General features: G+C 42.4%; 8 protein-coding genes. 3 read left to right on the plus strand and 5 right to left on the minus strand.

Translation table 11 applies throughout. From position 1 onward, the window contains the following. Positions 1–68: 68 nt before the first annotated feature. Entirely contained in the window at positions 69–1430 is a 1362-nt protein-coding gene (locus BK582_RS16105; RefSeq protein WP_078596015.1) for an MATE family efflux transporter, read from the minus strand. A 356-nt stretch (positions 1431–1786) separates the two neighbouring features. Here BK582_RS16105 and BK582_RS16110 point away from each other — a divergent pair, with 356 nt between their 5' ends. Together BK582_RS16110 and BK582_RS16115 are read left to right on the plus strand one after the other, a co-directional pair. Continuing rightward, positions 1787–3988, plus strand: coding sequence for a DNA topoisomerase III (locus BK582_RS16110; protein ID WP_078596016.1), 2202 nt, complete (start codon positions 1787–1789; stop codon positions 3986–3988). A 206-nt stretch (positions 3989–4194) separates the two neighbouring features. Further along, positions 4195–4482: a hypothetical protein gene (locus BK582_RS16115; RefSeq protein WP_078596017.1), complete on the plus strand. Its 288-nt coding sequence runs from the start codon at positions 4195–4197 to the stop codon at positions 4480–4482. A gap of 262 nt (positions 4483–4744) precedes the next feature. On the opposite strand, the gene BK582_RS16120 is transcribed toward BK582_RS16115, so the two are convergent. The 3 genes from BK582_RS16120 to BK582_RS16130 all read right to left on the minus strand — a co-directional run bounded on the left by BK582_RS16120 (position 4745) and on the right by BK582_RS16130 (position 8304). Further along, on the minus strand, positions 4745–6406 hold the full coding sequence (locus BK582_RS16120) for a ribonuclease J (protein ID WP_414457988.1): 1662 nt from the start codon (positions 6404–6406) through the stop codon (positions 4745–4747). A 627-nt stretch (positions 6407–7033) separates the two neighbouring features. After that, the gene (locus BK582_RS16125) at positions 7034–7348 is read right to left on the minus strand and encodes a DUF3784 domain-containing protein (RefSeq protein ID WP_078596019.1); all 315 of its coding nucleotides are present in this window, start codon (positions 7346–7348) and stop codon (positions 7034–7036) included. 110 nt (positions 7349–7458) lie between these two features. Further along, entirely contained in the window at positions 7459–8304 is an 846-nt protein-coding gene (locus tag BK582_RS16130) for a helix-turn-helix domain-containing protein (RefSeq protein WP_078596020.1), read from the minus strand. A gap of 290 nt (positions 8305–8594) precedes the next feature. Here BK582_RS16130 and BK582_RS16135 point away from each other — a divergent pair, with 290 nt between their 5' ends. Next, on the plus strand, positions 8595–10550 hold the full coding sequence (locus BK582_RS16135) for a primary-amine oxidase (protein WP_078596021.1): 1956 nt from the start codon (positions 8595–8597) through the stop codon (positions 10548–10550). 445 nt (positions 10551–10995) lie between these two features. Here BK582_RS16135 and BK582_RS16140 read toward each other — a convergent pair whose 3' ends face one another. Next, positions 10996–11376, minus strand: a complete 381-nt coding sequence (locus BK582_RS16140) for a hypothetical protein (protein WP_078596022.1) — start codon at positions 11374–11376, stop codon at positions 10996–10998. Positions 11377–11471 lie beyond the last annotated feature (95 nt).

Raw genomic sequence — 11471 nt, forward strand, 5'->3', positions numbered from 1 at the left:
TCCACCCGTCTGCCAGCGAATTAAATATTAACTGCTAATAAAAAACGCGAGCAGGGTTCATCCCCTGCTCACGCTATTTCTTCCGGCTTATTTTTAACAAGTGCTTTCTTTTCCCACTTTCTGCTTTTCCAGCGGTACCAGAGAGCTATTCCCCGGATCCATTCATCTATAATGAATGCAGCCCAGATGCCAATTAACCCCCATCCAAAATGGATACCGAATATATAATACATTGGCACACTGAGCCCCCAGATGACGATAATCGAAACAGCCATCACGAATCGCGCATCCCCTGTTGCCTGCAGAGTTGCTCCATAAACAAGATTGAAGCATCTGCCAGGCTCCAGAAGCAGGCCCATCAGCAGGAGAATCATACCCATTTCGATTATTTCCGGATCGTTTGTAAATAACCGGAGCAACGGTTCCCTTACTGCTATAACCACAAGAGCAACAACTACTGCAGCGATAATGCTGATGCGGATAGTCCTCAGCCCTTCCCTGTATGCTTCCTCCATTTTACCTGCACCAACAAGGTGGCCGGTAATTATCTGAGATCCCCTGCCAAGAGAAATGCCAAGAATGATTACTAAAAAGAGGACATTTAATGTGTATATCCTTGTTGCAAGCATTTGTGTGCCTAAAAGAGTGATAATTGCTGTTGTTACTATCTGGCTTAGATTGTAAGAGAGATTACCGATAGACGATGGAATCCCGATACTAAGGACTTTACTGAGCCTTTCTTTTTGAAGATCAATAAAGTCATTCCAGGTAAGCTTCAGTTTTACCCGGTAATAAAGAACTACCGCATAAGCAATCAATGCGAGAAACTGGCTGACTGCTGTTGACAGAGCTACCCCGGGGACTCCCCACTGAGGAAAACCGAGTGCTCCATATATAAATAAATAGTTTCCAAATATATTAATGATGTTCATACAGCCGCTTACAATCATTGTATCTTTCGTGAATCCGTGCGTCTGGATAACCATAGACATCGTAATGCTCATCGCCTGAAAAACAAGCGCTCCACCGACAATAATCAGGAATGTCCTTGCCTGATCAAATAGTGCAGGTTCTAAGGAAAATAACCCAAGAAGCTGCCTGCTGAACGCTATAAGAATCGCGGAAATCAAGATTCCGAATAAGAAGTTGATCAAAATTCCATTTCCAGTATATTTCCTGATTTCATCATGTTTATTTGCGCCAAGATACTGTGCAACTACGACAGAAGTCCCTGCAGCAATAAACTGAAACAGAAAAAACATAAACATAATCAGCTGGTTGGCGACGCCGACCGATGCGACTGCTTCGTCTGATACTTTACTAAGCATAAAAGTATCTGCAGTTCTTAATGACATATGCAGAAGTGATTCAATAAAAATCGGCCATGTAACAGCAAAAAGAGAGATATTCTTAACTTGTGATTTTGTCATAGGTCTTCCTCGCTGTATGGTATTAAAAACATTTTCTATTCCCGGGGTTTCGTACTGCTCAGCCTCTGTTTCTCTGGGGCAAGGAAAATTGCTTCAGAGATAACCGCTCAGCTTTAATCAATGTAAGAATTTTACCACTAAAGTTCCTTAATAAAAACAATTTATTTCGTATTCCTAAAAAAATATAAAATCATCCTGCTCAATATGCCCCTCCCTCAGCCCTAACCTCTCTGGAGCCTGACACCGAACCGACAAGGGCCAGACCCCCGACAATTACTGTGTTCCCCTATCTTAGGAATAGGATTGTGTGCTATATTAGTTTTGATTGTGTTTTCCGGAAAGGATGTTTAAAACAGATGAAAAAAAGTGTTGTTATTGCAGAGAAGCCTTCTGTAGCCCGAGATATTGCCCGGGTGCTGAATTGCCATAAGAAAGGAAATGGTTTTCTTGAAGGCGACAAATACATTATTACCTGGGCGCTCGGCCACCTTGTGACACTTGCCGACCCTGAAGTGTACGATGAAAAATATAAGACGTGGAAAATAGAAGATCTTCCGATGATGCCAAAGAACCTTAAATTAACGGTAATCAAAAAGACGAGCAAACAGTTCCACGCTGTAAAAAGCCAGCTGCACCGCCCTGATGCTGGTGAAATAATTATTGCTACTGATGCAGGCCGTGAAGGTGAACTTGTAGCCCGCTGGATCATTGAAAAAGCTAAAATAAATAAGCCGATTAAACGGCTCTGGATTTCCTCCGTTACTGATAAAGCGATAAAAGAAGGATTCCAGAAGCTCAAGAACGGAAAACAGTATGAAAATCTCTACCATGCAGCGGTAGCCCGGTCTGAGGCTGACTGGTATGTGGGATTGAACGCTACGAGAGCACTCACAACAAAATTTAATGCCCAGCTTTCGTCCGGCCGGGTGCAGACCCCTACTGTTGCGATTATCGCAAAAAGAGAAGAAGAAATCCGTAATTTTAAGCCGAAAAAATACTACGGGATTAAAGCGAAAGCGAGCGATGGCCTGTCTCTTACGTGGCAGGACAGCCATTCCGGTGACATTCGCACTTTCTCTAAAGAAAAAGCGGATAAGCTGCTGCAGAAAACGAATAAAAGCCAGGCAAAAATAACAGAAATCAATAAGAAACAGAAGAAAAGCTATGCTCCTCAACTGTACGATCTGACTGAGCTGCAGCGTGATGCAAATAAAGCATTCGGTTACTCGGCAAAAGAAACACTATCTATAATGCAGAAGCTCTATGAGCAGCATAAAGTCCTCACCTATCCGAGAACCGATTCAAGATATTTATCGAGCGACATAACTGATACACTGAAGGACCGGATTAAAGCATGTGGTAATGGAGGCTATACGAAGCTTGCCCACCAGCTGCTGAAAAAGCCGATTAAAACGAATAAATCTTTTGTGGACGATTCAAAAGTGAGCGATCACCATGCGATTATTCCTACTGAGGAAACCCCAGTCGTAAGCAAGTTTTCCGATAAAGAGAGGAAAATTTATGATCTGGTTGTAAAACGATTTTTAGCAGTTATGTATCCTCCGTTTGAATACGAACAGACAACAATCAAGGCGGACCTGGCAGGAGAAACTTTCCTCGCCAAAGGGAAAACAGTCCTCTCCCCTGGCTGGAAAGAAGTATATGAAAACAAGTTTGAAGAGGACGAGGAAAACAGTGATGACATGAAAGAGCAGCTACTCCCTCAGCTGGCACAGGGAGACCAGCTGAAAATCGTCTCTGTAAACCAGACTTCCGGGGAAACGAAACCTCCTGCAAGATTTAATGAGGCAACTCTTCTCTCCGCCATGGAAAATCCTGCGAAATATATGGCCGGCGAAGAAAAGGATCTTGCTAAAACGCTGCAAAAAACAGGCGGCCTCGGTACTGTGGCTACCCGTGCGGATATTATTGAAAAACTGTTCAATTCCTTCCTTATCGAAAAGAAAGGAAAGGATATTTTCCTCACTTCCAAAGGGAAGCAGCTCCTGGACCTGGTACCGGAAGAGTTACGGTCCCCTGCTCTTACTGCAGAGTTGGAGCAAAAACTTGAGGCGATCGCTCAGGGGAAGCTGGCTAAAAATCAGTTCATCGGAGAGATGAAAGACTACGCTAAATCCGTCGTGTATGAAATTAAAAACAGCACGAAAAAATACAAGCATAATAATATCACCGGAACGAAATGCCCTGACTGCGGAAAAAACATGCTTGAAGTAAACACGAAAACAGGTAAAATGCATGTGTGCCAGGACAGGGAATGCGGTCACCGGAAGAATATTTCCAAAACAACAAACGCCCGCTGTCCGAAATGTAAAAAGAAACTGGAACTGAGGGGACAAGGCGAAGGTCAGGTCTTTGTCTGCCGTTGCGGCCATAAAGAAAAGCTCTCCACCTTCAATGAAAGAAAGAAGAAAGAGAAAAACACGAAGATTTCCAAGCGTGATGTTAATAAATATATGAATAAACAAAACAAGGATAATGACGAGCCGTTTAACCCAGCTCTTGCCGATGCCCTTGCCAAGCTAAAACTTAAAGATTAAAACTAAATGATTCCTGCTGAAAAAAACTGCACCCCGATTGCTAATCCGGCGGTGCAGTTTTTTCGCTCTGTTAAAGGCTTTACAACAGTTTGTAACAAGAATGTTCCCTGTAAAAATACTTTTGTAAAGAAATTGATATTTTTAAATAACGAAAAACGGGTATGAGATAGAGTAATAAGCAACAAAATTCACAGTGGAGGGATAATATGAAAACTTCAACATTAAGTCTAATAGTCGGATCAATTGCGGGCGGAGCGGTTCTCGCTTCTCGTATGTACAAGAAAAAGCAAACAGTAAATTCTGAAGCAGATAAAGACACCCACTGGAGAGCGAGTGAAAAGATTGATGACATAGAAAGTGTCTATGCAGAAGATGATCCGGAAGAAAAAGGGCTGACGCAATTTGATTCTGCGCACAGAAACGACTGGATCGCAAACCGCATACCAGATGAACAGGCGAGAAAAGAACTGGAAGAACTCAAAAACAACCAATAAAAATTCAATGACCATAATAATACAAATAGGCTGGGACACAACAGCCTCTCTCAAGTACAAAAGGGTCCAGTTACCATTATCCATAACTGGACCCTTTTCAGGTGATAAAAAGGCATTCACAGTCGTATGAACCCTTTATACGACTGTTTTTTATATTCAGGACTGATTTTCGGCCGTTATGAGACTCAAACAGAAAAGACGTATGATTATTCATACGTCTTTTCTTCAGCCATCATCCAATTCTCCTGTCATCCTGGTCAGTTTACACTTCAATAATAAACGGCAGAATCATTGGTTTCTTTCTTGTCTGTTTATATAAGTAGTCCCCTGTCACCTTTTTTAGTTCATGCTTGATCATGCCCCATTCATTTCTTTTAGAGGATGTCATCTCATTCACTGTCTGGGAAACAAGGACATTGATATTATTTAACAGCTCTGTAGATTCTTTTTCAAAAACAAAGCCCCGGGAAATAATATCAGGATTCGTGGCAAGTTTTTTATCTGTTTTGCTCATGGTCAGAAAAATAATAAGAATTCCGTCTTCTGAAAGCTGTCTTCTGTCACGGAGAACAATCTCGCCAGTTTCCCCTACACCAAGGCCGTCTACATAGGTATTTCCGGCGTGTACGGACTTCGTCTGCCTTGCTTCCCCGTCCTGAATATCCAGCACGTCGCCATTTTTCAAAATAAAGGTGTTTCCTTCTTGCACCCCGACAGATTCAGCAAGCATACGGTGGTGATGGAGCATCCGCAGCTCCCCGTGAATCGGAATAAAATACTTTGGCCGCATTAAGGTGAGCATCAGTTTTAAGTCTTCTTGATAACCGTGGCCAGATACATGCATTCCTGAAGAGCTTCCGGAACCGTAGATAACTTTTGCTCCGAGGCCATACAAATTATCGACGATACGGCTCACTGCTTTTTCATTCCCGGGAATCGGGCCGGCAGCTAGAATAACCGTATCTCCCGGAAGGACTTCCGCATCCCGGAAATCTCCGGTAGACAGCCTGGACAGAGCCGCCATTATTTCTCCCTGGCTTCCGGTACATAATATTGCAACCTGCTGAGGAGGGAGCTTGTTAATATCCCGTTTATCAATAAGCATGCCGTCCGGCACATTCAGATAGCCTCTCTCCATCGCCACTTCGACTACATTTACCATCGTCCGGCCAAGCAGCGCCAGTTTCCTGCCTGTTTTTGCTGCTGCGTCCACCGCTTGCTGCAAACGGCTTACATTTGAAGCGAAAGTCGACAGGAACACCTTCCCATCCGCCTTCATAAATGCTTCATCCACATGCTCCCCCACCCTTCGTTCCGTTGGAGTAAGCCCGGGACGTTCGGCATTTGTACTTTCAGAAAGAAGCAGCAGCACTCCTTTTTTCCCTATTTCCGCCATCTTATGAATATCTGAGTACTCTTCAATAGCCGGAGTCAGATCAAATTTAAAATCACCTGTATGAACTACACTACCCTCCGGTGTATTAAATACAACACCTAAACAGTCAGGAATACTATGGATGACTTTAAAAAATTCGACCTGGACACTTCCAAAGTCCAGCTGCGTATCCTCCTTTATTTCTTTCAGCTCTGTAGTGCCAAGGAGCTTATGGTCCTGCAGTTTCAGCTCGATTAAACCGATCGTAAACCTGGTTGCGTAAACCGGAACATTTATTTCTTTCAGTAAGAATGGAATGCCGCCAATGTGGTCTTCATGACCGTGAGTGACAATCAGCCCTTTCACCTTCTCTTTATTTTTAATAAGAAAACTTATATCAGGAATGATAAGGTCGATCCCTAACAAACTTTCATCAGGGAATTTATTGCCGCAGTCAATAAGAAATATGTCATCGTCGTATTGCACGGCATACATATTTTTTCCAATCTCATGCAAACCACCTAAAGCAAACACCGATAAACCGCTCAAACGAAATCCCTCCATAAAATAAATGTAAATTTATTCTGCCCATTACTTGCTGCATTATAAGACAGGAGACACAGCGGTCCCCTTCGTATAAAACTAATCTGGTTTAAATTATTTAAAGTATGTATTAATCTTTTTACACCCTGAATGAATTCCATATATAGACTTTACATTTAAAAAGACGAACATTACTTTTCGATTGCAGCGTAAGGCGGCGGTGACTGTCTCTTCATCTGCTCCTGCGGTTACTCGTCGCAAAAAGAGTTTTGCTCCTGCGGTTACTCGTCGCAAAAAGAGTTTTGCCAGCATAGCTCCGTAGAATATCCGTCGAGACAACTCGACGCATTTGCGGTGAAGAAGATGCTCGTTCTTGCGGGAAAAGCATAAAAAGCTGAAAATCCATTTTTGACGGCGTACAGCCGTCAAAAATTATTTGAAGCCGTGCCCGCAGAACGCGTCCGTCTGTAGCGTAAATCGATCAACAAAGTAACATTTCCTGAATTATAAAATTGATTCACTCTAAGTATATATAGCGAAGAAATCAATCCGACAATGGAATTTTATGGCTAAAGTACAAGTGCAACCATGCCTCTGTCTTCGCAAATCGGCTGGTTTTCTTTACTTATGCCCTTACTTTGTTTTTTTAAACCTGTTCCCGGTGTTCACATAGTAAAGAATAAAAAATATAACAATGAAAAAAAGCGCAAGCCCAAAATAAAAAAGCCATCCGATTTTCAGCAGTTCACTGAGCAGCATAAAAACCTGAATGAATGCAAGGGCGAACATCATTTTTCCCATGAATTTTGTTAGAGCAGTTTTGTCATATTTATCTCTTTCTTCCTTTGGCATCGTGTTGAAACCGGCTATAAGGAAAGAGCCTTTTCCGAAAGAAAACAGTATTCCAAGCAGAATCAGGCCAGCCATTACTATTAAAGCACTTACCATAATTTCACATCCCCCTGTCGTTACTAGTAATACGGGGGACTTTCGGGAAAGTTCCCTGGAGAGTCAAAGACTATCTCCATACATTACAAATTTTTATAATTATCTAATGCTCACCAGGCTCGATCAGCTGTTACGTCTGCTTCCGGTTTCCTTCTTTCCAGGAACTTATTAAACTGTGTGGGAGTTACACCTGCCAGTCTCTTGAAATCCCGGTTAAAATGGGCGTGGTCATAATAACCGTTTTCCTGAATAATTTCCAGAAATAATTCCTGTGTGATCTGCTCCTGACGGATGATTTTCTTCACGGAATTCTGGAATTTAACAATGCTGCAGAACTGCTTCGGTGAAAAGCCAATATATTCGGCAAATTTATTGCGTACATACCTGTCTGAATAGCCGGTTTCCTCTGAAAGCTGGCGGACGGTTACTGTACCATTCGACGCATAAATTCTCCTGCTGCAGTATTGAATGATTTTATGATCATACCTTACCCTGCCCGTCATATTCACAAAAATGCTTTCAAACAATTTAACTCTCTCAGAAAAGGAATTACATTCAAAAATCTGATGAAGAAGTGCAGTATCAAAGTTAGCTGTAACACTTTCTGCAGGAAAATTCTGATCAATAATTTCGTTCATAGGGCTTTTTACTTGCAGCGTAGTCTGTTCCGGGATGAACCTGATGCCAAAATATAAACTATTTTCTTTGAAATCGGGCTGTATTTTTCTCACAGGTGGGCTCGTCCAGAGTACAGCTTCAGGATGAGCAGGTTCGCAGCAGAAAATACAGTCAATACAACCATCAGGAATAACAGGGATCGCATAGGAAGTGGCTTCCTTTGTTCTGAACTGATAATACAAAGCAATGTCTTTATTCCAGGCACTCCGGGGCGGCTGAAACTCAGTGTAATCATATGTATTTAATGCTATTTCAGGCTGAGAAGGAAAAAATAGCATCAAATTCCCCCTTATTAGTAATAGTCTAAACCAGCATTCTAATAATGAGGTTAGTATAACACGGGCGTTTAAAATAATTTGTAGTAATTTGTATATTGAAAATATTCATAAAGTTCCGTTTCTTCCTATTATCATACTCATAACAGGGATATGCTTAAAAATGAGGCACAAAGGTCTGAACTGGATTGTTTTGCTGCCATCATCGCTTATTAACCCCGGGAAGTTGTTAAACTGCAGTGCAGGCTCTCCAGCAGGACCATTTGTGAATATCCCTGTCAGGAGGAGATCAAATGGAAATTAAGGAAAAAACTCAATTAATTAATCACCCGCTCGAACCGCTTACAGCAGAAGAAATCAGAGAAGCCGTTGCAATTGTAAAGGAAAAACAGAACCTCTCCCTCTCGGCTCGTTTCGTACAAGTAGTTCTCTACGAGCCTCTGAAAGAAACCGTCCTTTCCTTTGAAAAAGGAGATCCGATTATACGGGAAGCATTTATGATTATACTTGATAATGAAACGGAGAAAACATATGAAGCTGTCGTTTCACTTACAGCTAAAGATGTGCTTTCATGGGAGCACATTCCCGGAGTACAGCCCGGTGTCATGCTCGATGAATTCGAACAGTGCGAACAGGTTGTAAAGAACAGTCCCGAATTTCAGGAAGCGCTGTTAAGACGGGGAATTTCTGACCCTGATTTAGTGATGGTCGACCCTTGGTCTGCAGGTAATTTCGGGATAAAAGAAGATGAAGGAAAACGCCTGGCGAGAGCCATTTGCTGGGTGAAAAAATTTGCCGACGATAACGGATACGCCTATCCCCTGACAGGGATTGTCGCTTATGTTGATCTCCATAAAATGAAAATTCACCGTTTTGAAGACCATGGAGTTCGTGAACTTCCGCCTAATGATGGAAATTATACACCAGAAACTTCTGAGAGCATTACACTCCGGACAGATTTAAAGCCGCTGGAAATTGTCCAGCCGGAAGGGCCAAGCTTTGAGATTGAGGGCCATTATATCAAATGGCAGAAATGGCATATCCGATTCGGATTCACTCCAAGGGAAGGACTTGTCCTCCACCAGGTGGGATATGAGGATAAAGGAAAGATCCGGCCTATACTCTACCGGGCAGCACTATCGGAAATGGTTGTCCCTTATGGGGACTCAAGCTTCGCCCATAATACCCAGAACGCATTCGATGCCGGTGAATACGGGCTGGGCCAGCTGGCAAATTCCTTAACCTTAGGCTGTGACTGTCTCGGAGAAATCCGTTATTTTGATGCAGTCATGACTGACAGCAGCGGAGAAGTTCGCACGATCCCAAATGCGATATGCCTACATGAAGAAGATTATGGAGTTGCGTGGAAGCATACTGACTGGCGAACAGAGAAAGTAGAAGTCCGGAGATCACGCAGGTTAGTCCTCTCCTTCTTCTGTACTGTCGGAAACTATGATTATGGTTTCTACTGGAGTTTTTACCAGGATGGCACAATAGAAAACGAAGTAAAACTGACTGGAATCTTAAATACGGGAACATATGATGAAAGCGGCCAATCCAAATATGGCACCGAAGTTGCTCCGAAAATGAACGCCGCCTACCATCAGCACTTTTTCAATTTCCGGCTGGATACAATGCTCGATGGAATTAATAACTCTGTCGTTGAAATTAATACAGTACCTGAAGAAAAAAGCCCTGATAATCCAAATAATAACGGCTTCTATATTAATACACATACCTTTAAAACAGAAACGGAAGCGCAAAGAAACATGGACCTTGCTTCCCAGAGGACGTGGAAAATTATTAATCCGGAGTCACTAAACGCCGTTGGCACACCTGTAGGGTACAGGATCCTCCCTGGTGAGAACTGTTTTCCGTTTGCTAATGATGATTCGAGCGTAATGAAACGAGCCGGATTTTTGAAAAATCATTTATATGTCACTAAATACGACCCAGATGAAAAATATGCAACAGGCAATTATCCATACCAGCATCCAGGAGGCGACGGGCTGCCTAAATACGCAGCTGCAAACCGGAACATAGAGAATGAAGATGTGGTAGTTTGGTATACGATGGGCCACCATCATATCACCCGCCCGGAAGACTGGCCGGTAATGCCTACCGCCTATATTAATTTTCAGCTGAAGCCCGCTGGTTTCTTTGACCGGAACCCTGCAATTGACCTGCCGCGGCCGAAAGCGAAAACAGGTGCCTCATGCCATTCTGATAAAGGATCGTCGTGTCACTAAAATGAGTATCGGATTGGTTGAAAAATTTGCTTCCGGGAGGTGTTGAGGATCCTCATTCCGTTAAGTTGATAAAAATGTCGTTTGGGGAGGTGCAGCGGTTCCTCGTTTCGTTATCAGATCAGCATAAAATCTGGTGATTTAAGGGGGGAAATGAGCAAATAAAGGAACTAGGATCCTAAAACGTACGTAAAATTAAGTATTTTAAGGAAGAGCGGATCGAGGATCCACAGTAAAAGCACATTCGTGATAAAACAAAGAGAACGCCTGGATAATATTATCCAGGCGTTTTTGTATACAATTCATAATGTCTCCAACGGTCAGGAAGTGCGCTGGAGAACCCGCGCGCTTCTTTTTATTAGAAATTTACTTGTTAATTATTATAAATATAATAGCTGAGGGGCTAAACCATTTTAATAATGCAGACAACTACATGATTCTTCGCTGATCAGGACTTTTTATCTTCGCCTTCACTCTTACTGTCTTTTTTATTTTTCTCTGGAAACAACGCCTTCATATACCCGCTGTCCTGAAGAACAACTCCCTTTTTCACTAGTTCAGACCATAGGAGCCAGTCTAATGAAAATGGACTCTCTTCCTTTCTCCTCTCAACTTCTGACTGACTTACACCAATGTTCAATACACGGCCATTAAGGATTAAGGTGATTGCTACATCCCTTTCATTTTTACCCGGCCAGCTGCAAACTAAAATTACATCATTGCCTGCTTCCTCCAGCTCTCTTTCCACACAGCCCATCACATGGTTAAAGTAATCTTCCACACCCATTGACTTTGCCATCATTCCCCGCTTCCATCCTGAAACATTCATTAAATCAGCCCCCTCATGTTTTTATTTTTAGTATAGTTGTCAGATAATTATGATAAATTATAATTATTCTACTAAAGTTTTTGTCAGATTACCAC

The organism is Evansella clarkii (genome assembly GCF_002019695.1).
In the GTDB taxonomy this organism is placed as follows: Bacteria; Bacillota; Bacilli; order Bacillales; family Salisediminibacteriaceae; genus Evansella; species Evansella clarkii.